Consider the following 22,463-nt stretch of genomic DNA (forward strand, 5'->3'; position numbering starts at 1 on the left):
GAACAATCCAATAGATTTTTTCACTCTTCCACTCTTTTACGCTTTCACTCTTTATTTTTTGTATCTTTCCAGACGTTTTAACCCAAGAATATTTCTCTAAAAGACACAATCACCAAACTCTCTTTTCCTGCATGGAAACCAAACTAAAACCAGTAGATACCAGTGTTTGGCGTAAGAAGCCCCTTGCGGCTTACGAAGCTGATATGAAAAAAAGTGAACTCAAACGTGTGTTAACCCGCTGGGGGCTAACATCGCTTGGGATCGGAGCCGTTATTGGAGGTGGAATTTTTGTGCTCACTGGTATTGCTGCTCACGACTGGGCTGGTCCTGCTCTGGCGCTCTCGTTCGTATTGGCCGGAGTAGCCTGTACATTTGCAGCTCTTTGCTATGCAGAGTTTGCTTCAATTCTTCCGGTAGAAGGCTCTGCTTATGCCTATTCATATGGCACAGTGGGCGAGATTTTTGCCTGGCTTATTGGCTGGAACCTTATTCTGGAATATATGATGGGTGCCACGACAGTTGCCGTAAGCTGGTCCGGCTACTTTGAAAAGTTACTCCATTTGTTTGGCATAAATCCTCCTATCTATTTAATGAATGACCCGATTACGGCACAGGAAAAAGCCGAAAAACTGCGGGCTGCGGGTGAAATTATCCCCGATTTTTCATTCGCCGTAAACTTGCCTGCTTTCCTGATCGTACTTGTTGTGACCTATATTTTGGTACGGGGTATCAAAGAAGCTGCCAGCACAAACAACATCATCGTAATCGTAAAGGTGGTGGTCGTTATTTTCGTCATTATCGTAGGGGCATTTTATATCGATACCACCAACTGGACACCATTTATTCCGCAACCAGTTATCGATAATTCAGGGCAGCAGCACTATGGCTTCAATGGCATTGTCACAGCGGCCAGTATTGTCTTCTTCGCTTATATCGGGTTCGATGCCGTGTCGACTCAGGCGGGAGAGGCCATCAATCCGAAAAAAGACGTACCCTTCGCTATTCTTGCTTCGCTGATCATTTGCACAATACTGTACATTCTCGTTTCGCTTGTACTGACAGGCATGGTGCCCTTCAAAGATCTTGACCTGAAAGCTCCCGTAGCTCAGGCATTCGCAGATAAGGGTTTAACATGGGCCGTTTATATCATCACAATTGCAGCCCTGGGCGGCCTTACTTCGGTAATGTTGGTGATGATGCTGGGACAAACCCGTATTTTCCTGGGCATGGCTAAAGATGGCCTGTTACCTAAAAACATGTTTGCCTCTATTCACCCAACCTTCAAAACGCCCTGGAAAAGCACAATCCTGGTCGGTCTGATCGTTGCAACGGTTGCTTCGCTGACACCAATCGATAAAGTCTCTGAGCTTTGTAGCTCCGGTACGCTGCTGGCTTTCGCTATGATTTGCGGAGCGGTCTGGCTGCTTCGGGTGCGTGAACCAAATCTGGAACGGCCCTATCGGACACCAGCTTTGCCTGTCATTGCCACGTTAGGTATCTGTGCCAATCTGTATCTGATGTACAATCTCCGGACAGATACCAAAATATCATTTGTCATCTGGTGTACATTAGGCCTGATCGTTTATTTCACCTATAGCCGTCGGAATAGCCATCTGAATCAGCGGGACTAATTTCTTCGCGGTAAAACTCATTGACTGAAAAAGTCCCTTGGTAACGTACCGAGGGACTTTTTTCAATAGTCTATAGACTAAACATCTCATCAGGACGCGTACCTTTGCCCTGAAATGAGTGGACAGGAGTTTATTGGATACGCATCTGCCTTGCTGGTTGGACTGGTTATCGGACTGGCAGGCGGTGGAGGTTCTATTCTGACAGTACCAATCTTTGTATACGTATTCGGCATTCCAACGGTGCTGGCAACTACTTATTCGCTATTCGTAGTTGGAGCAACATCGCTGGTTGGATCACTTAATCACATTTGGCAAAAAAAGGTCGATTTGCGTGTAACGGCCACATTTGCTCTGCCGTCGTTTGTCTCAATCTATCTAAGTCGTCGCTTTTTAGTCCCTGCCCTGCCCGATCCGCTATTTCAGTTCAATACCTTTGTATTGCCTAAAAGTGATGCCATTTTATACTTTTTCGCAACGGTAATGATTCTGGCAGCCCGTGCTATGATCCAAAGCGCCCGGCCCGAACAGGGTGAAGCAGCCGACGGGAATCCGCGCTATGGGGCGCTGGCCCTCGATGGATTAGCTGTCGGTTTACTAACCGGAACGATCGGTGCTGGGGGCGGTTTTCTGATTGTCCCGATGCTGGTCCTGATGGCAGGCTTACCTATTCATCGGGCAGTGGCAACCTCAGTGCTGATTATTGCTGTTAATTCATTTGTCGGGTTTATGGGTGATATTCATCATACCGACCTGGACTGGAATTTTCTACTACCATTTACGGGTTTATCCATCGTCGGGATTTTCGTCGGAATGTACTTAGCCCGTTTTGTTGCGCCCGACCGACTCAAAAAAGGTTTTGGTTGGTTCGTACTGTTGGTAGCCTGCTATATGATTCTGAAAGAATTATCTACACTCTGACTAGCCTCTAAGCCTGGATAAAATTGTGGCCATGATTATTGAACAACTCTATACGGGCTGCCTGGCCCAGGGAGCCTATTATATCGAGAGCAATGGCGAAGCAGCCATTATTGACCCGCTTCGTGAAACCTCTCCTTACATTCGAAAAGCAGAAAAAGCGGGTGCGAAAATAACGTACGTTTTCGAAACCCACTTTCATGCTGATTTTGTGTCGGGTCATCTTGATCTGGCAAAAAAAACGGGGGCTACCATTGTGTATGGCCCTAATGCCAATACGAGCTATAACGCTTATCATGCCAGGGATGGTGAAACATTTACGCTCGGTAACGTGCGTATCAAGGCACTTCACACCCCCGGCCATACGCCAGAATCGACAACCTATCTGCTTATCGATGAAGGAGGGAAAGACCATGCCATCTTCACGGGTGATACGTTATTCATTGGCGATGTGGGTCGGCCAGACCTCGCTATCAAAGGTGATTTAAGCGAACGAGACCTTGCAGGCATGCTTTACGACAGCCTGCAGACCAAGATCATACCTCTTGCCGACGATGTTATTGTTTATCCAGCTCATGGAGCCGGGTCGGCCTGCGGCAAGAATATGAGTAAGGAAACTACGGACTCCCTCGGCAACCAAAAACGATTCAATTACGCGCTTCGGGCTAAATCCAGAGATGAATTTATTGAACAGGTTCTCGATGGCCTGACAACGGCTCCGGCTTATTTTGCGGAGAATGCCCGGCTTAACAAAGAAGGTTACGAAAGCCTCGATCGAGTCCTCAAGCGTGGCAGTCATGCGCTTTCTGCCGATGCCTTTGAGGCAGCAGTCAATGAAACGGGAGCTTTGGTTCTTGATGTTCGCGACGCGGTTGACTTTGCGAAAGGCTTTATTCCCAATGCCATTAATATTGGTTTAAATGGGCAATTCGCCCCCTGGGTTGGCGCATTAATTCCGGATCTGATACAACCAATTGCGCTCGTAACACCCGCAGGCCTGGAGCAGGAAACAATTCTCCGACTGGCTCGTGTAGGGTATGACCATTGCATTGGCTACCTCAACGGCGGATTTGATACCTGGAAAAATTCAGGAAAAGAAGTTGATTCGATCAACTCTATCTCAGCTGAAGCGTTTGCGGCTGAATGGCAGGCCAATCAAACACGTGTTGTAGACGTTCGAAAGCCAGGTGAGTTTACCAGTGAACATGTCAAAGATGCAGAAAACCTCCCTCTTGATAACCTGAATGACTACCTGGCTGAACTTAGTCGTGACCAGCCAGTCTACATTCATTGCGCTGGTGGTTATCGATCGATGGTAGCCAATTCTATCCTGAAAGCCCGCGGCTTTGATAATGTAGTTAATGTAGAAGGTGGTCTGGCTGCGATTAAAAAGACAAATGTGCCGGTTGTCAGTGAGCAACATGTCGTGAAGTAATATAAAGAAAGATTTTGCGAAAGCCCGTGCCACGGTTTGCTTTCTCTTCATTAGCAACCGTGGCACGGGCTTTCGCAAAATCCCTGATAAAGACACAATTCATCGAGTCCTTCTTTTCTGAAGCCGTGCCCATTGTCGACACGGCTTCAGAAAAGAAGGACTTATTTTGTCGGGTTATCGTCGATTCCCAATCGTGGTAAGGCCGGATTTAACACGCGGGCTACTACTTTAATGCGAAACACACGTGTTCCTGCTACATCAAAGTCGCAGCTGTAAAACTCCCGCTGCTTAATGCCCCTATAAACAGCGGTATAATTAATCCGGGGTGGCCAATTCGTAAGTGCCAGTTCAGCGGTAATGGCATCAACCGCTTTACGTAAATTCGAAAAGAAGATAACTTTCGACTCTCGCTGTCGAAGTGCGTTCAATGAGCCAACATGCTGAATGGTAACTTCGTAGATAATTCGTCCTGTCGGACGAATTCTAGGCTCTTTTTCCGCTTTTCGCTCCATCTCCTTCATTAATACGAATATTTTGAAAAACTATTTACCTATTTTTCATAGCTTAAACTAATTGCTATGCAAGGTCGTTACAACAACAACTACGCCAATACAGACGCTCGCCCAAAATATGGTCGGGCTTTTTTTATACGCATAAAAAAGCATCGGTCGTTCTGGCCGATGCTTTTTTATGCCTCCCTGGTACCAGGGAGTTACTTTATTTTTTGTACATCACAGTGTCCACCGCCTGCAACGTCCGTTTAACGTTCGGCAGAATCGCTTCGATCAGTGTTGGTGCGTATGGCAATGGTAAGTCCATACTATTGACCCGAACGACGGGTGCATCCAGATAATCGAATGCATTCCGCTGAATATTGTACGTCAACTCCGACGAAATAGCGGCTAGCGGCCATGCTTCTTCAACGATAACACAGCGGTTTGTTTTCTTCACCGAGTTAATAATCGTTGCATAATCGATTGGGCGCACTGAACGCAGATCAATTACTTCGGCAGAAATACCATTTTTTGCCAACTCTTCAGCCGCAGCCAACGCAACCTTCATAATTTTACCGAAGGATACAATCGTTACATCATTGCCCTCACGAACAATCTTAGCCTGCCCAATTGGAATCAGGTATTCTTCTTCCGGTACTTGCCCCTTATCGCCATACATAAGCTCCGATTCCATGAAAATGACCGGGTCATTATCACGAATGCAGGACTTGAGTAATCCTTTGGCATCATAAGGATTTGACGGAACAACAACTTTCAGGCCCGATGTATTGGCAAACCAGTTCTCGAAGTTCTGTGAGTGCTGGCTCGACAGCATCCCGGCATTACCCGTGGGGCCCCGAAACACAATCGGGCAGGAATATTGCCCGCCCGACATTGACATTACTTTAGCTGCTGAATTAATGACCTGATCAATCGCCACCAGCGAGAAGTTAAAAGTCATAAATTCAATAATCGGCCGAAGTCCGTTGATAGCGGAACCAACGCCAATACCGGCGAAACCTAATTCGGCGATAGGCGTATCAATCACCCGTTCCGGGCCAAATTCATCCAGCATTCCCTGACTGACTTTGTAGGCTCCGTTGTATTCGGCGACTTCTTCGCCCATCAGATAGACTTTCGGGTCCCGGCGCATTTCTTCCGTCATGGCCTCCCGCAGGGCTTCGCGGAACTGTATTTCTCTCATCCTGAATCGGTTGATTTCGTTTTATGTCACTTCGATTAATCGTACGGCTAATCGATGACATTGGCTAAAAAACTGATCAAAATTAGGCAAAATGCCCTGATTCGTCAAATGATCGTTTACGGCTTCTTTCAATATTAATCAGATACCCTATTAAGCCCATGTTAAATGAGCTTGTGAGTGCAACCTGCTTCCAGTTTCCGGCATCATCGGATTAAATCAGCTGGTCACTCTATATGCACGCTTTTACTCCTGGCCTTTTTCATTTCAGTGTTAGTCGAGGAAAATCGGACGTTGGTCGAAATGTTAAATTTCCATAACGACATGTAACCTTCTTTTGTGACGACTTAGCTTTGCCCCACTACTTCCACAACAAACCAGTGATCTTCCCTTTACCTTTGTTATGAAAAACCTTTTCCTGACCTTATTCTTTGCTTTTCCATTAATAGCCTTCGGTCAATCAAATTCAGGACGCATTACTGGTTTCCTGACCGATTCAACTACAACAAAACCGATCCCCTTTGCGACAGTCGCTTTACAAACAGCCGACAGTAAACTCATCACTGGTGTAACAACTGACGAGAACGGAGCTTTTACCATTGATAAAGTGGCGACAGGCGTCTATAAACTCGTTTTCTCATTTGTTGGCTATCGAACCAAAGAGCTCAATAATGTAGCGATCACAACCGAAAAGCCAGTTACAGCTATTGGAAAAGTCGTTGTATCGCCCGACAGCCGCAATCTGAATGAAGTGAATGTAGTTGGCCAGAAAGCACTGGTTGAGGATAAAGGGGATCGTCTGGTTTATAATGCGGAAAAAGATGTATCGAATACCGGCGGAACGGCCGTAGATGTACTACGCAAAGTACCGATGCTAACGGTCGATTTAGATGGTAATCTGAAGATGCGCGGTAGTGGCAACATTAAAGTCCTGGTCAACGGGAAGCCGTCGTCGATAATGGCGCGAAATCTGGCCGATGCCCTCAAACAGATGCCAGCCAATATCATTAAATCGGTGGAAGTAATCACCAGCCCCGGCGCAAAATATGATGCTGAAGGCTCAGCCGGTGTTATAAACATCATTACAAAAAAAGGAGTGCAGGGCACAAACGGAACGGTGAATGCAACGGGGGGCAACCTGAACCGTTCATTGGGTGGCAATCTGAACGTAAAAGGAAAAAAGCTCGGTTTGGCTATTTCGCTGAATGGCTATCAGTACCGAAACATTGGCGAAAATAGCAGTACGCGCACGGCCTTAACAGCTGGGCAGCCTACAAGTATTTTGCGCCAGCGTACGAGCCGCGATAACACCGGCACGGGAGGTTTTGGCGAGATGAGCCTTGATTATGATCCGGATTCAACGAACCGGATCAACTTTTCGGGCAATGCCTGGGGAGGTAATTTCCCGATGAACAGCACGCTCGACAGTCGCCTGGCCGATCCGCAGGGTAACGTATTGCAGAACTATCACCGTGATATCAGGTTCCGAAATCCATACGGGAATACGGAGTTTAATCTCGGCTGGGCCAAATCATTCAAAAAACCGGGGCGCGAACTGGCGGTTCTGACACAATATGCGCGAATGCCCGATAACTATTACTACACCATTACGCAAACGGATATGACCTCGGAAGTGCCGACTTATCTGGAACGCAGCACTAATCTCAGCCGCAATAATGAGTATACCTTCCAGACGGATTATACCCATCCATTCACTGCTCGAACAAAACGGGATACACTGACGATTAAAGCAGAGGTCGGTGCCAAAGCGATCCTGCGTGACATTGGCAGCGAGTTTGTTATTGAGCAGGCGTTGACCGGTCAGGAAGGTGATTATGCCGTTGATCCTGGGCGATCTAACGAGTTTACCTACAATCAGCGGGTGGTGGCTGGTTATGCATCACTGAAAATAGACACCAAACGCAAATGGAACCTAACCGTCGGAACACGGCTGGAACACACCCGCATCGAAGGTGACTTTGTAACAAACCAAAGTCGATTCACCAATCAATACCAGAATCTGATTCCCAGCTTTACGCTCGCCAAAACGCTTCGGAAGAAGCATACGTTTAAAGTCAGCTATACCCAACGGATTTCACGGCCACTCATCTGGTATCTGAATCCATACAAAAATTACAGTGATCCGAAGAACGTTCAGACTGGTAATCCATTCCTAAATCCGGAGCTAACCCACGCTACTGAGCTGTCGTACAGTACATTTGGGAAAGAAGGCTCATCATTCAACGCGGCCATTTTCTGGCGGCAGACCAACAATTCAATTGAATGGCTCGCCACGGTCGATGCGCAAGGTGCGGCCCTCTCGTCACCGCAAAACATTGGCCGCAATGCCAGCTATGGGGCCAATCTCAATCTAACACTTCAGCCCAACAAAAATCTCAATTTTAGTATCGGCTCCGATTTAACCTACGTCGATCTTACGAGCGTTGCACTCAATCAGCGTACGAGTGGTTGGGTATGGAGCACAAGCCCAAATGTCTCCTATAAATTACCCAAAGATTTAACACTACAGGCTAATGGTTATGTCGGATCTGGGTGGATATCGCTCCAGAGCCGAAACTCCGGCTGGTATTATTATGGTCTATCGGCCAAGAAGGAATTTATGGGCAAGAAAGTTAGCCTGACCCTGAACCTCAACAACCCATTCAATCGCACAGTTAAAATAACAGGGGATCAATTTGCCCCTTCATTTACCGCCCAGAACACCTCACTATTCGTGAACCGCTCTATCCGGCTAACGCTCAGCTACAAATTCGGGCAAATGAGTTCGGGAGGAAAGCAAAGCCGCAAAATCAGTAATGATGACAAGAAGTGATGCCGACGGTTACTGATCTGCTAGACAAACCAAGGAAACGCATCATTTCTGATTCCTCAACGATGCCTGCTTTAAGTCTTCGATTACAATTTTCTCAAAGCCGGGCAGTGTTTTGTACGCATAGATTGCCCGCCAGGTCGTGTCTTTGTAGTCGTAAGAAACTTCTAAATAGGGTTTCGTTCCGGTAGGTTCCGTATCACTTTGGCGGACGTTAATCCGAACCGGTATGTCGTGATAATACTTGAAGTAATTCGGATGAGTCAGGTAACCGAGCGGAGTGGTATCCCACGGAACGAATCCGTCTACGCCGAAGAGTTCTTCATTGAATTGTTGCCATGGACGTAGCTGATCATAAACCCATTGGTCAGCTACGGTGCCATTAGTCAAAAAATCAATGTCTGTTCTACCCAGAAACGTATAAACGCTACATTCATAACCAGACAACACCATCCTGACGCCCGCATCGAACAAAATCCGGAACGACTCCGGGTCCATTTCGAAATTATAGTCCCCGACTGCGAGCTTCTCTAATCCCGGCTTGAAGGGTAGCCCCGGCGTCCGGCCTGCACACACGACGACTTCTTCAATCTGAGGGATTAGTTCCGGATGATTTTTGATCACCGTTGCTACATTCGTGACGGGCCCAATGGCCAGAATGGGCATTTTTTCCTCTCGTAGTGCATCAGCCAGCGCACGCGTAGCCTCATTTTCCAACCCAACATCCTTGGCGGTATCAGAGCCCCGGTATACCGGAATCGTCCGACCCGTTTTGTTATACCAACCCAGAATTTTCTGTGTTACCTCATAGGCATAATTGGCGTAGGTAATCGTACTGATTCCAATGATCTCCACTTTATCGGGATGTTCAAGCGCCATAATGAGCGCGATGGCATCATCGACCTCGCGGGGCGTTTTGTCTTTCATCCCGATCATAATATCGGTATCAAGCCAGATCCGGCGAGGCTTAGTGAGGTGTTGAGTACTATCAGCAGAGGACATGGACGGCAAACTAAAGAAAAAGACGACTATTTTCATTTCAGGCATTTGCACCGAAGCAAATGCCTGAGGCTACCAGAAGCAAGAACAGATGAGCAGTCTTATTATTTTATTGAAACATATGCCGGGCTTCGGCGAGTAATGACTGTTTTTGCTCCAGCGATAAACTGAGTGGCAATTGGGCCAGCCCGATCAGTCGTCGCATAATTTCGACGCCCGTAAATTGCTGACGCAACGTATCATCAAACCCAGTTGGTTTTTCGTAATCCGACAGAATGGAATTCAAAGTGGAAAATGGCTGCTGAGCCATCATCAGATGGGCGATCATTACGCCTAAATCAAACTCAGGAGGGCCGTAGAAGCAGAATTCGGGATCAATGATTTTTATACTTGATTCCTGGTTAGTTACTGTTTGTAGCCAGCTTCCTGGATAGTAGTCACCATGCAACAATGTTTTGGGCGCAGCCACTCCTCCCCTATAGCTGCGGCTTTCTGTCAAATAAAGTTCACCCAACTGGCCAACCCTCCTTTTCAACTCGGTATCCTGCTTATATGGCATTGCCAATTCCTGTAAACCCGGCTGAATCGTATTCAGATCGAACCCGTTGTCTTCCAGAAATGGATAGGTAAAAATATGCTCGTGATTGAGCGCCCGCATGTCATGATTCGCAAAGATCGGGTCGGGTGCTTCAACCGAAAACTGATGATGCAGTTCGGATAAATACTCTGTGAGAGCCAGCGTATCGGCTTCACTCAGAAGCTGGCCGGGCAGATACAAAAATGTGTAGTCGCTGGAATCGCCTAAATCCTCAAGGACAAGAATATTATTTTCGTCGTCGGCACCCAGAAGCTGGGGCATATAACTTGCCAGCATTGGGATTGGCTGCGTTTTCTGATAAAACCGTCCTTCAATAACCGCCCGGTTAGCCGGAGCCGGAATTGTTGGATATTTCTCCACATAATCCCGTGACTGCTTGACAATCAGCGTCCTATTAGGTGTTGTAACACGAAGTGTATAGTTCATATTACCTTCGCCGGGTTTTTCGACTGATGAGATTATTTCTTCAGTATCGAGCCAGCCACGTCGACGGAGGTAGTCTTGCAGAACATCAATTTTTTGAGCGTCAAGGTGCAGCATATCTGATCGGTTAAGGAATAAACTATACGTTAGCTACCGGCAAATAGATTGACAACTCATTCCCAATCAATCTGTTCAGGCTATCGGACAACAGCCAATTTCCCGGCCAGACTTTCGGTTCCGTCGGCCGAAACGACAACCACCAGATAGATACCCGTTTGCGCCGACCGGCCCCGATAATCACGCAGATTCCAGGTAGCGGTTCCTCCCTGCGAGCGGGTTTCATAGACCAATTGTCCGCCCGCATCCAAAATTTTAACGGTCGAGTTTTCGGTCAGTCCATTCATACCAACCGTTCCTGTAAAATCAGGTCGGACAGGGTTGGGAAAAATAGAGAGGCTATTCAATACGTTGGCGGGTTCGGTGGCCGGACCCCGATAAGAAACTATACCCATAGTCTGACTAGGCATTCCGGTTTCAATAAACACAGTTCCGCTTATCGGCTCAATAGCCAGTGCCTGAACATAATTCGTCGGTAATGGACTTGTATCAGCCGTAAACGTGTCGAGCAATTGGGACCCGTCGGGCGCAACGTGGTACAGACCATCACGTGTTCCGATCCATTTACGATTACCCCCATCGACTGCAATGGCCGTAATGGGCACATTCGCCAGCAATCGGCGTCGGTTAAGGAGGGGTGGCTGCGCATCGATACTGACATCAAAGGCACCGTATGGGTTATCGAAAACCGTGGGACCAAGATCGGTTCCTACCCATATGGCGCCGTTACGATCCTTTACTAATGTTTGTACTGAGTTTGTCAATAATCCACCCTGACCGGTCAGCGTTGTCAAATACCGGCTCCGATTCGCCTGTGGATCAAAAACCTGAATGCCCCCAGAGCTTAACCGAAGCCATAAAAAGCCATTATCGTCGGGAACAACCTGCGCGATGGCAGGGTGATTAACCGCCGAAAATGACTGAAATTGACCGTCCGGCCGCCGAACATGTAAGGTAGCCTGCCGGGCATTAGGACCAGCCGTTGCTATCCATAGGTTACCATCAACATCAATTGCCAGGCTGCTGATATAGGCACCAATAGTTGCTGGCAACGTAACAGCGCTAAGCGTCTGGTCATCAGAACGGACCCATAATCCACCGCCGTAGCTACTCAGAAATAACTTCTGCTCGGCTGGCAGATAAACCGCCGAATTAAATCCCTGGGCGGGGCCACTGGTCGAATTCGTCAGCCAGCGCTCATTAGATACAGACAATAGTTCGGCCGGAGGCTGATTGGGATTTAATTGGGTATCATCCTGCGGCCCTTTAGGTAAAGCAACAAGCGTTTGTGCATAGGCATATAGCGCGGCAAACAGATCCTGTGTTGGCCCTTCGGGGGCAACCCGCTGCAACACGCCCGCACTACCAGACAGTAATCCACTCTGCGTATCGGCAATCCAGATAGTACTCCCATCCAGGACAACTTCGCGTGGATTCGCCAGTAAAGCACTGGTAACTGAACCCGAACCAGGTATTGTTATGGCCTTATCCGTTGCCAGAATAAGGCCAGCAGCAGCCGGAAACTGTCGAACAAGTGGATTCGAAAGCGATTGTGTGAGTGCCCACCGACCGGTCTGCCGTTCGTAAATACCCTGTCCATTAACCGTTACGGATAACCGCCCTTGATTGGTAACGATGGATTCGAGTTGAGACCCAGGTTCTGGAACAATTTTCCAGTTGGCCGGATCAGCAATATTGACGTTAGCCGCAAAACGCACAGCACGGATTCGGCGCCCGGATTCGGCAGAGAGCAAAGGAGCCGTTAGTGCATAGAGACTATCAGCGGTCGTAGTGGTCTGATAAATAGGTAGCGCTGAACCATCGGGCCGTTGGCTAAAGTAGGTATCCCGGATTTCATTCTTAACCACATCCAGCACGACAAGGCCAAAATCAGTGCTGAGATAAACAGTTGTTCCAACACGGTTAATGTGGTTGATCGTACGGGAAACGGGGAGATTTGTAGCTCTAAGAATCGTGTTTACGTTTACAACACCAACTGGCTCACCAGCGTCTGATAATGACAGAAAATCCAGGTTACCATTCTGATAAGCGATCAACAGTCGTTTCTGATCCGCCAGATAGAATAAACGACTGATACCAACATCGCTGAGTCCATCTTTCTTCGACAGTGTGACTGTTTGATTCGTGGCTTTGTCGACGTAGAAAAAACCATTCTTAGTCGCTGCATAAACCGTATTGGCAGTTATGGCAACGGTCTGGCCCGACCGATAACTGGCATGCGACTGCCAGCTGCCGATCTGAGAAAATGAGGAGTGATGAACAATAAATGATACGACTGCACTGAGCAACCACAGCCGCCCAGTTTTTGCCCTATGCACGAATTGTTTATCACTCATCATTATGAGCATCTTCGTAAGCCCATTCTTTCTGGCCAGCGTCCTCGCCCAGGTTGTAACAACGGCGGCAACGGGCTTCGTAACTGTCCGTCTCGCCCAACAATACTCGCTCCTGCGAAGGCACAAGCCGATACGAATATTGGGCAATATCGCCACAAACAACACAAATGGCGTGAACTTTGGTTACGTATTCAGCAGTAGACATTAACTGGGGCATACAGCCAAAAGGTTGGCCCGAAAAATCCATGTCCAGACCTGCCACGACCACCCGTTGACCCTGATTGGCCAGCGCACGGCAAACGTCTATGATTTCTTTGTCGAAAAACTGAGCTTCGTCGATACCAACTACATCGCAATCGCCCGCCAGCGCTAAAATCTGGCCCGCTGTTTGCACAGGCGTTGAATGAATTGACAAAGCTGAATGTGAAACAATATTTACATCGTCATAGCGCGTGTCGAGAGCCGGTTTAAATATCCGGACCTTCAGTTTAGCAATGCGGGCACGAGTCAGCCGCCGGATCAGTTCTTCGGTTTTTCCGGAAAACATTGAGCCACAAATCACCTCGATCCAGCCGGTTCGGAGATGGGGTGGTTCACGTCGTCGAGTGGGTTCAATAAACATTTGGTGTCGGTCGTTGTAGAAGCCGATAGATAATTATTGATCGAACAAGTCGAGTTTTCGATCGTTGGCTTAATTTAGGACATAAACCACTTTTTTTAAATTATTTACGGGCCAAAAGCGGTTTGTGTCCGAAAACTTTATCTTTACAAAACAAAGGCTTTTCCCGATGTCGAACAAGTTTAACGCCAACGCGCTCACTGAATATAGCAAGTCCTACGCCCGTCGGACAGCCTCCGACTTTTACCAGCATCACTCAACCATCAACGGCCAGCAAATTCTGTCACTGACGCCCATCAGTCAGATTAACCTGTTCGTCATCAGTAGCTTGTCGGATAAATGGCAGGCCGACGCCGAGAAATTTCGCAGCCCGTATTTCGATTTCTCAAGCGCCGACGTACAGGAAGCCTTGCAGAATTTCATGAACATTGTATCGCAATATATTTCTGTTCGGCGCGAACACCTGGAACCGCTGCTTGCCGATGCCACTCGCCGGACAATTACCATGATTTTCGACCCGAGGGCCTATTTTGATGATATCCTGCGCAGTCAGCCTGAGTTTACACTTACGGCTCCGGCCCTAAAACAAATTACACGATACACAAAAATAAATCAGTTCATTCCGGCTCATATTACTCAACGAATGAATGGGAAACCTTTTGTGTATGTCAATCAGGCTTTGGGGTATCTGGATGAAGCCCTAACGCAGCGAGGCCATGAGCTGGAACATTACGATAAGTTTGTTACTCTGTTTTCGGAAAAAGTGCCGATGAATGTATCGGCTCTACTGCGCAGCCACGTACCCGATACTATTCCGGTAGCACCGGGGCGGTCATTTTTCGATACCGCTATAGAATCATCGGTTCCACCTGCTCCGTTAGTACCGATAGATAATACGGCACCAATGGGCAGTGCAGACGCAAATTCATCAGTTACCACAGTACCGCCAGCGTTACCTCCCCAGCCTGACCCAATGCCCAAACCTGAATTAGTGGATGATTCTGATTCAGGCGGGCCAATGTTTCTTGATGGTAGCCCCGCTGGCCCAGAACCTGTTGATCCAATTAGCCAGCCATCACAAGTACAGACCGACGCTATTTCCCACCCTTCTACAGTTCAGACCAACTCACCGATTCGTTCCGACGAAACAGTACCTACCCTGAACGATACATTACGCGGAGCCACTCCTGCCGAGCCTGCTACGGTTGCCGAAACATTCCATCGGGCACCCATTGAGAGTATTTCGCGCAGCATTTCGCTCAATCAAAAATTTCGTTTCATTAACCAGCTCTTTAACGGTAACTCCAGTGCTTATAATCAAGCTATCGAGGAAATCGATACACTGAACAATTACGGGCAGGCGCTCGATCTCATTTCCTATCGGTATGCGTCACAATATCTTTGGGATATGAGCAGCGATGAGGTTAGTGAACTGGTTGAAATCCTGAAACGTCGATTTTCCTGATGGCTGAACAGTAGGCTCGCCATTGTACTTACACAAATCCATTTGGTTACTTATTTTAAGGAGTCACGTCCAATAAAGTAACCTGATTAAGCCGTGTAAGTGCATAAGTTATCCAACTATTCAGACAATTGTGCGTTCTATCTACCTGTTCCTTATAGGCGGTTGGCTAATCACTGTCTCTGCCATTGCCCAGCAGAATCAGCCAAATCGGGATGCCGACCGTTCCGATGCGGTGAGTCGTTCTTTACAGGATCTGTTTCCTGTGCAAACCGAGGGAATTGATTATCAGTCGGTTTATGAGGCATTGACCCAGCTTTATGCCAATCCGCTCGATCTGAACACGGCTACCCGCGACGAGTTGGAAACCACTTATCTGCTTACCGAACGTCAGCTAAGTAGCCTGGAAACTTATCGCCTGGCTTTTGGTGATTTGTTGTCTATCTACGAACTTCAGGCCGTACCTGACTTCGATCTGCCAACGATCCGCCGACTAATCCCTTTTGTGACCGTAGCTGGTAATCCCCGGTTATTCGGCACTTTACCGACGCCAACTGACAATTACTTAATCGTACGCTACGAACAAACTCTGGAGCAACAGAAAGGCTTTTCAGAGGCCATGCCTGACAAAAACGGCAAGCTCCCCACACATTTTCTCGGCAATTCACAGCAATGGTATGCCCGCTATCGGTACAGTCGACCGCGAGCTTTTAGCATTGGCCTGACGATAGAGAAAGACCCTGGCGAAACAATGGGTTGGCAACCATCGGCCCGGCGGTATGGAATCGATTATGTCTCGTTTCATGCACAGCTACAAAATCGCGGCCGTTGGCGGAATATCCTGCTTGGCGATTATCAATTGCAGATTGGGCAGGGTTTAGTGCTATCGGCAGGATTTGTTCTGGGCAAAAGCGCAGAGACTGTACAGACCGTTCGACGGCCAACCCTAGGAGCCCGGCCCTACACGTCACTAACCGAGTATGGCTACTTTCGAGGTGGAATAGCTACCTATGCGATTCGTCCAGAACTGGAACTTACGCTGTTTGTTGCCAGTATTAGGCGTGACGCCAACACGACAATAGATTCAGCAGGAAAAGGACCTATTGCTACATCACTACAAACATCAGGCTTACATCGTACCCAATCGGAACTAGACGACCAGGGAAGTCTACTCGAAACAACTATCGGAACACATTTACTTTATCACAACAAAAAAAGTTTACAGCTGGGTTTTACTGCGCTAAGAACATCGTTCGATAAATTTTATCAGCGACGCAATTTGCCTTACAATCAGTACGAATTTACTGGCAATCAAAACCTTGTCGTTGGCTTTCATGGTGGTTATGTCTGGCACAACTGGAATTTTTTCAGCGAAATAGCCCGTAGCACCGGTTCAGAAAGTAATTCAGGTGGTATTGGGGCAATCGCTGGCACATTGGCCAGTTTGACAAAAAAACTGGACATAGCCGTCGCACTCCGGCACTACGACCGAAATTTTCATAGTTTTTATGGCAACTCATTCAGTGAAGGTAGCCGTAATAGTAATGAATCAGGTGCATATCTGGGCCTGAAGTATACCCTTTACAGAAAGCTAACGCTAGGAGGTTTTGTCGATTATTTTCGTTTCCCATGGCTTAAATACCTGGTCGATAAACCATCCCGCGGTTTCGACTATTTGTTACAGGCCCGGTATACGCCAAATCGAAAAACGGCTTTCTATGTCGTTTATCATGAAGAGCACAAAGAAAAAAACGTACCTGATAGCGACCCTAAAGTCACGGTCGGCACAACACGCCGGAACCTGGCTTTGAATGCAGACTATACACCTACGCATGGATTATCTTTACGATCGCGCATACAGTGGGGCCAATTTGTTTATGCAGGGCAATCGCCTTCAACTGGTTTCGTTCTGGTGCAGGATGCTACGTGGGCTATTCGTCGGCTAAGTTTAAGCAGTCGGGTCGCATTATTCGGAACGGATGATTACGACAGCCGTCAATACGTTTATGAGCGCGATGTTCTGTATGCTTTCTCTTTCCCGGCCTATTTCAATCATGGTCTGCGGCATTACCTGATAGCGCAATATAACCTGACCAGGCATTTCGCGATCTGGGTTCGTTGGGCGCGTACTGACTTTACCAATCAAACTACTGTTGGCTCAGACCTCGACCAGATCAACGCTTCTCACAAATCGGAACTGAAAATCCAGGCGCGGTGGCAATTCTAACCAGGTCGACTTTTTATGAGTCTTTACTCAATTAATAACCATTTATAATTTTCCGGCTCAATTTCTACTCGTACTTCTACGTCATACTTCCGGTTTAAGCTATAAACTTTACCCTTTCCGCCATCCTGTCTAATCACGGCCACTTTATCAAGGCCGGTGTAATAAAGCGGCAGTTTTATGGTCCGGGTAATTTTTGTTTTCAATGGATTGAAAAGCATCACTAATCCTTTTTCCTTTAGAGAAGGATCTACGTGCATAATCCCATCCCAGTCGCGCCCATCCGGTCGACGAAGGTGAACAAGATCGGCGTTTAAAAGCTGGCGGTACTTTTTGTACCAATCAATGACCCGTTTAACCGTCTGCTTCGTTTGTTCGGTATCGTAAAGCCGCGGACCCCGGTAACAGGCCTGCACACCAGCTCCATAATACTGCATCATAAGCTGTTCGTAGTCGGCTAGGTGTTCACTGAGTGGTTCCAGTACAGCTTCTGGCCCGCCCCCCTGATATTTTGTCAGCGGTACAAATCCCCAGCCCATCGCGGGCGTTTTTTCCCAGGTTCCATCAAAGATATTTTGCCGGTTCAGTATCTTCTGCTGCTCCCGGGATAACGAAAAATTTACCTCCCGGTAACCCAATGCAATCTTGTTGGTACCGTCCATAAAATACCAGTCAGGCGCGTTGATGTAAACCCCTTTCTCGTTTAGAAATCGGTAGAATCCCTTCTGCATCTCCATTTGCACCCACTGTGAATCATCGAGCCCTTTATGGCCAGGGTGTTTTGTCGAAGCACAGACATCACCGGGATAAGGACCATCATGTTCTAATAGATCAAATCCAGTTTCTAGAATAAATCGTTTCAGGCTGTTGAGGTAATTGATTCCCCATCGACTAGCCAGGCAGGGCGCGTGGCCAAAAAATGCTCCCTTATCTGGCAAACCAGTTTTCGGATCAATTACGTCGGTGTCATCATCGATCCGGCGGCTGCTGAACAGCGAATAGCCCCCCAATAAAATACCTTTTCCATGAGCGTAATCAGCTAATTCTTTAAACTTTCGGATGTTAGCGGCACTTGTATCTTCCATGTTCAGGCCACTGCCGAAACTAAGAATAATCATCTCATACCCCGTTTCTACACATTGATCAACGGCACGCTTTACTGCTTCCGGATCGGTACTGATGAGGTGCATAAATATTGGATTCTGCGTCGTCCAGGGCGCTACGGCTCGGTAAAACCGTCGACGGGCAAGACCATTGCGCTCCCGATCATACGAATCGAGCAATAATTCATGCGTACGGATCGACGTATATGTCTGCTGAGGTTCCAGGTCAATACCGACCCCAACAGTAGGATATACTTCCAACACGCAGGGCGTTTCGTAGTTGTAGTTTACCTGTGATGTATAGAGCGAATCGGTCTTCCAATGCGTTGCCTGATCGGATAGGTCATAGCGCATCGAATTATTGAACGCATAGTTATTTTCAATGTAAATCCGTTGGGGTTTCTTCATCTGTTCGGGTTTCCCGACCACCGCCGACTCTTCCTCGGGCATCGCCAGATTCTCGCTGATAACCTGATCGATATGTACTTTTTTCAGGCTCTTATTCTGAATCGTTATCCATTTGCACAAGGTCGGAATACCATCATAAAGCGCATAATGCACTGCAACCTCAACGCCTTGTAATTCAGGCTGGTTAGCACCAAACAAGAGCGTTAATTCCTGACCTGTTGGCTGGTTGCGGGTAGAGGTCCAGGTTCGGGATTGCCAGTTAATGACTGGTTTTAAAGGCGAAACGGTAAAGGATTTGAACTGAAAATCATTTGGGCCAGCGGTAAAGCTGTCAATCCATTCTTCGCGCAGGTAGGCCTGTTCTTTCTGACCGTATAAACCACCAACCCGGTATGTTTTCTCATCGAGCACCAACATAGCTTCCGGACGGATTGATCGGACAAACTGCTCACCTGTTGTCAGATTCTGGAAATCGACGGTTGCCAGATTTGGGCTGATGCGAAATCGCCGGGTTATCAGCCCATTTGACATCACCAGATCCTTACCGCCATTTGCCTGATAGATAGCGGCCTTTTGCGTAACAGGTGTAATAAGCCAGTCACCATTGAAAGTCGTAGGCTGGTAAACGGGCAATGTTTGGATCTGTGCGAACCCAGTATTTGCCAGTAGTAAATTAAGGCTAATGATCAGTGCGAAAAGGCCATATCTTTTCCCCTTAACGAATAAACGACTAAGCCGGGCCAGCATGTTTTGACGAGTCATAGGCATGAAAGCCAATGATTGGTAACGATTTACCCAACCTTTGCATCGTCCACAAAAAATTGTCGCTCAACTCAATTATCAACATCCTTCACCGGGGGCCGATTATCATTATTTCGTTTTTCATAGGTAAGGCGAAACAGGCTCAAATCAGGAGCATACTGCCGCTTACGCTTTAATTCATAGCCGTAAATCGTCTGGCCGAGCTGATACATGAACGGATGCCCTACACTGTCAAATTCATACTTATCGTCGTTCAATATGCCGTCGCTGTTGACGTAGATCGTTGCCGTTAGCATGTATTCGATCCTGTTTTTAAAATCCGCTACATAGGAGGCATCGGTCAGAAAACCATAGGCCCAGCCAACCTTATTGAACACCCGCACACCTTCGGGCATCTGGTGGTGGAGACTATCCATAAAAAAGAACTTTACGTAGCTGTCGTAATACTGTTTCGCATCGTATTTCGGATAATTGGTTTCGCCGGGGTATTGCGACAGGTATTGATATAAAAATCTGTAATCATCGGCCGTCAGTTTAAACCGCTGTTTGGCCGGGACAGATAATGGGAACATCACGGATTGCAGAACCTGCTGGAATGCTTCGAGTGGAAATTTATTTCGCTCGGTGAAATCAAATGGCTGATTGACCAGGCTATCTTTCACGTAAAACCCTTTTCCAAGTTTCGCAACCCGCCGAAAATCAAATGGATCGGTATTGTTAGCCGCAGGTTGCGCGTAGATCAGCGCCCCGTTTTTCTGAATAAATCGGATAGGATTTGTGTGGCGATTTTCGTCGGCGGTCATGCGAACGAACCGGTGCGTAATGCGGGTATCCAGGTATCCTTTTGCGTGCAACGAACGATTGATCGCGCTTTGACCCACAAACTCATACATACGGCTATAGGCATCGTTATCGCTGACCAGAAATGCTTTCCTGATAAAATGGGCAATAGATGGATAGCCGGTTTCGGAGGTTTCATCCTGCCATTCTTTCGTTTGCTTGCTATAGGCGCTATCAAACTGCATGGCGGTGAACTTTGTTACCTGCTGATCCTTAAGGCCATTCAGTTTTTCCAGCGAGAGCAGGGCAAGCGGCAGTTTTACTGTCGATGCAGGGTTAAAGTAGTTTGTACTATCTACGTTGAAATAATAATTTATAAACGTGGGATTATTGTTCTTATCCCGATTGATCTGGGTATAAATAATCTGGAGCCGATAGGTATCTGGATGCCGAATAACTTCCTGAAAAATAGAACGTTGATTGGTCTCAAACAGATTCGTCAGTACAGCATCTGTTCGAGGCTGAGCGTAGCTGACGGTTATCGACCAACAAAAGAATAGAACGCTGATGAAGACTTTCATTGATTGTTTCATACGTATTGCCTACTCGTTTATAGAACTTGCTGAGCAAATAACCGGGTGAGCGTTTCGCCCGCATCGGCACACAACCCCGGATGAACCGGCGAGGTTTGTACAACCGTACTGCGCGTAGCCGTCAGCCACCGAAACCGTTCGGCGATTGGAAGATTACCAATTGTTCCACCTTCGGCGCGACCTGCACAAATTCGCTGAAAGGCGCGAAGCCGTTCGTCAAGCTCCAGTAGATCCAGTTCGGTTGAAAAAGCGCGAAGCCGCTCACCATTCAGTTCAAACATCGTTTGCAGAAAACCCTGCCCACGACAATATAAAATGACACCGACGTTGAGAAACTCATCGCGGTCAACCCGCGGCATTACCCGGATTACGGCGTACTCATACACGTGCATTTCGGGCCTCCTTTGCTGCGTTGACAAAAATTTCTGATCTGGCGACCCGAGTCTCCAAAAATTGAGCATAGACCACCCGCTGCTCATCCGCCGATTCGGTCATCGACTGGTTCGTCAGCCATTCGTCGGGAATTAACGCAACGATTGACTGAATCCGGTCGGCGGTAAGAATCTGCCGAAAATCGACATCAACCGCATCGAGGTCTGTAGCCTTGGGTAGTAAGACGTGGTCCTTGATCTGCGAAAACGGACGCAGACTCTGCTCGGGCCAATTGGGTCCGGTATGATGAACATATAGGGCCGCACCATGATCAATCAGCCATAGTTCCTTATGCCACATCAACATATTGGTATTTCGGGCGGTGCGATCGACATTCATCACAAACGCATCGAGCCAAACAATCTGCGAAGCTAAACGCGCATCGACACCATTCAGAATGGGGTCAAATGTAATGGAACCCGACAGGTAGTGAAGTGCCAGATTAAGGCCTTCACTGGCGCGGAGCAGATCCTGAATTTCTTCGTCTGGTTCCGTACGACCAAAGGCCGAATCAAGGTTGGCGAACACAATTTCCGGCACGCGCAAACCAAGGGTTCTGGCAATCTCCCCGGCTACCAGTTCGGCAATGAGGGCATTGGTGCCCTGGCCAGCCCCTCGAAATTTCAATACATACAAAAAATCATCATCGGCCTCAACAAGAGCAGGCAGAGAGCCTCCCTCACGCAACGGTTTTCCGTAGCGTATCACATTGACGGTTCGGAGCTCAGGTTTCGTATTACTCACTAGTACAAAGTTCAATATTGAATCAGCACTCACTTTACAGGCCCCACGCCTAAATTCAGCAGAAATGTCCGGGAAATTTAAGCCGTTTTTCGCACATATCAGGTTCAAACGGCCTAATAGACCGAATTAACAGGGCGTTTCGCGCTCAGTTAGCTTGCTGCACCTACCTACCTCCCGAAAACAGTTTGGCTATTTTTCAGCGACCACGCAGGAATGTTTCCGATTTTATCCGCTACATTCGTTTAGATTTATTCTAAATAAATGCCCAGGCGTTTCGCTTCGAGCCGTGCCACGGTTACTAATTATGCGTAAACAAACCGTGGCACGACTCGAAGC

At 47.6% G+C, this 22,463-nt stretch carries 16 protein-coding genes; 6 read left to right on the forward strand and 10 right to left on the reverse strand.

All coding sequences use genetic code 11. The annotated features are described in order from the left end of the window. Window positions 1-131 precede the first annotated feature (131 nt). The 3 genes from GJR95_RS25720 (at window position 132) to GJR95_RS25730 (ending at window position 3,981) form a co-directional block, all read left to right on the forward strand. A complete protein-coding gene (locus GJR95_RS25720) occupies window positions 132-1,631 on the forward strand; it encodes an APC family permease (RefSeq protein WP_162388586.1) in 1,500 nt (499 codons plus the stop codon). 114 nt (window positions 1,632-1,745) lie between these two features. Continuing rightward, entirely contained in the window at window positions 1,746-2,549 is an 804-nt protein-coding gene (locus GJR95_RS25725) for a sulfite exporter TauE/SafE family protein (RefSeq protein WP_162388587.1), read from the forward strand. A 31-nt stretch (window positions 2,550-2,580) separates the two neighbouring features. Beyond that, window positions 2,581-3,981, forward strand: a complete 1,401-nt coding sequence (locus GJR95_RS25730; RefSeq protein WP_162388588.1) for an MBL fold metallo-hydrolase — start codon at window positions 2,581-2,583, stop codon at window positions 3,979-3,981. A 161-nt stretch (window positions 3,982-4,142) separates the two neighbouring features. On the opposite strand, the gene GJR95_RS25735 is transcribed toward GJR95_RS25730, so the two are convergent. Beyond that, the gene (locus tag GJR95_RS25735) at window positions 4,143-4,502 is read right to left on the reverse strand and encodes a hypothetical protein (protein WP_232540866.1); all 360 of its coding nucleotides are present in this window, start codon (window positions 4,500-4,502) and stop codon (window positions 4,143-4,145) included. Between the two features lie 196 nt (window positions 4,503-4,698). After that, entirely contained in the window at window positions 4,699-5,679 is a 981-nt protein-coding gene (locus GJR95_RS25740) for a pyruvate dehydrogenase complex E1 component subunit beta (RefSeq protein ID WP_162388589.1), read from the reverse strand. Between the two features lie 400 nt (window positions 5,680-6,079). Between GJR95_RS25740 and GJR95_RS25745 the strand changes: the two genes are divergently transcribed. Then, the gene (locus tag GJR95_RS25745) at window positions 6,080-8,509 is read left to right on the forward strand and encodes a TonB-dependent receptor domain-containing protein (protein ID WP_162388590.1); all 2,430 of its coding nucleotides are present in this window, start codon (window positions 6,080-6,082) and stop codon (window positions 8,507-8,509) included. A gap of 42 nt (window positions 8,510-8,551) precedes the next feature. On the opposite strand, the gene GJR95_RS25750 is transcribed toward GJR95_RS25745, so the two are convergent. The 4 genes from GJR95_RS25750 to GJR95_RS25765 form a co-directional block, all read right to left on the reverse strand. After that, complete coding sequence (locus tag GJR95_RS25750; protein WP_162388591.1) at window positions 8,552-9,508, reverse strand: nucleoside hydrolase; 957 nt, start codon at window positions 9,506-9,508, stop codon at window positions 8,552-8,554. Window positions 9,509-9,614: 106 nt separating this feature from the next. Next, window positions 9,615-10,643, reverse strand: a complete 1,029-nt coding sequence (locus GJR95_RS25755; protein WP_232540867.1) for a phosphotransferase — start codon at window positions 10,641-10,643, stop codon at window positions 9,615-9,617. Window positions 10,644-10,723: 80 nt separating this feature from the next. Further along, window positions 10,724-12,982, reverse strand: coding sequence for a type IX secretion system anionic LPS delivery protein PorZ (gene porZ / locus GJR95_RS25760; RefSeq protein WP_232540868.1), 2,259 nt, complete (start codon window positions 12,980-12,982; stop codon window positions 10,724-10,726). A 10-nt stretch (window positions 12,983-12,992) separates the two neighbouring features. Continuing rightward, entirely contained in the window at window positions 12,993-13,622 is a 630-nt protein-coding gene (locus GJR95_RS25765; protein WP_162388593.1) for a thymidine kinase, read from the reverse strand. A gap of 166 nt (window positions 13,623-13,788) precedes the next feature. Here GJR95_RS25765 and GJR95_RS25770 point away from each other — a divergent pair, with 166 nt between their 5' ends. Beyond that, window positions 13,789-15,084, forward strand: a complete 1,296-nt coding sequence (locus GJR95_RS25770) for a hypothetical protein (protein ID WP_162388594.1) — start codon at window positions 13,789-13,791, stop codon at window positions 15,082-15,084. 130 nt (window positions 15,085-15,214) lie between these two features. After that, window positions 15,215-17,308, forward strand: coding sequence for a ComEA family DNA-binding protein (locus GJR95_RS25775; RefSeq protein WP_162388595.1), 2,094 nt, complete (start codon window positions 15,215-15,217; stop codon window positions 17,306-17,308). A gap of 23 nt (window positions 17,309-17,331) precedes the next feature. Here GJR95_RS25775 and GJR95_RS25780 read toward each other — a convergent pair whose 3' ends face one another. The 4 genes from GJR95_RS25780 to GJR95_RS25795 form a co-directional block, all read right to left on the reverse strand. After that, on the reverse strand, window positions 17,332-19,578 hold the full coding sequence (locus GJR95_RS25780; RefSeq protein WP_232540869.1) for an alpha-galactosidase: 2,247 nt from the start codon (window positions 19,576-19,578) through the stop codon (window positions 17,332-17,334). 71 nt (window positions 19,579-19,649) lie between these two features. Then, window positions 19,650-20,951, reverse strand: coding sequence for a serine hydrolase (locus tag GJR95_RS25785; protein ID WP_232540870.1), 1,302 nt, complete (start codon window positions 20,949-20,951; stop codon window positions 19,650-19,652). Between the two features lie 17 nt (window positions 20,952-20,968). Beyond that, window positions 20,969-21,343: a DUF3037 domain-containing protein gene (locus GJR95_RS25790; RefSeq protein WP_162388596.1), complete on the reverse strand. Its 375-nt coding sequence runs from the start codon at window positions 21,341-21,343 to the stop codon at window positions 20,969-20,971. Next, the gene (locus GJR95_RS25795; protein ID WP_162388597.1) at window positions 21,330-22,127 is read right to left on the reverse strand and encodes a HipA family kinase; all 798 of its coding nucleotides are present in this window, start codon (window positions 22,125-22,127) and stop codon (window positions 21,330-21,332) included. Before GJR95_RS25795 ends, GJR95_RS25790 begins: the two co-directional genes overlap by 14 nt. Between the last annotated feature and the right edge of the window lie 336 nt (window positions 22,128-22,463).

Origin of the sequence: Spirosoma endbachense, from assembly GCF_010233585.1 — a bacterium.
GTDB classification, from domain to species: Bacteria; Bacteroidota; Bacteroidia; order Cytophagales; family Spirosomataceae; genus Spirosoma; species Spirosoma endbachense.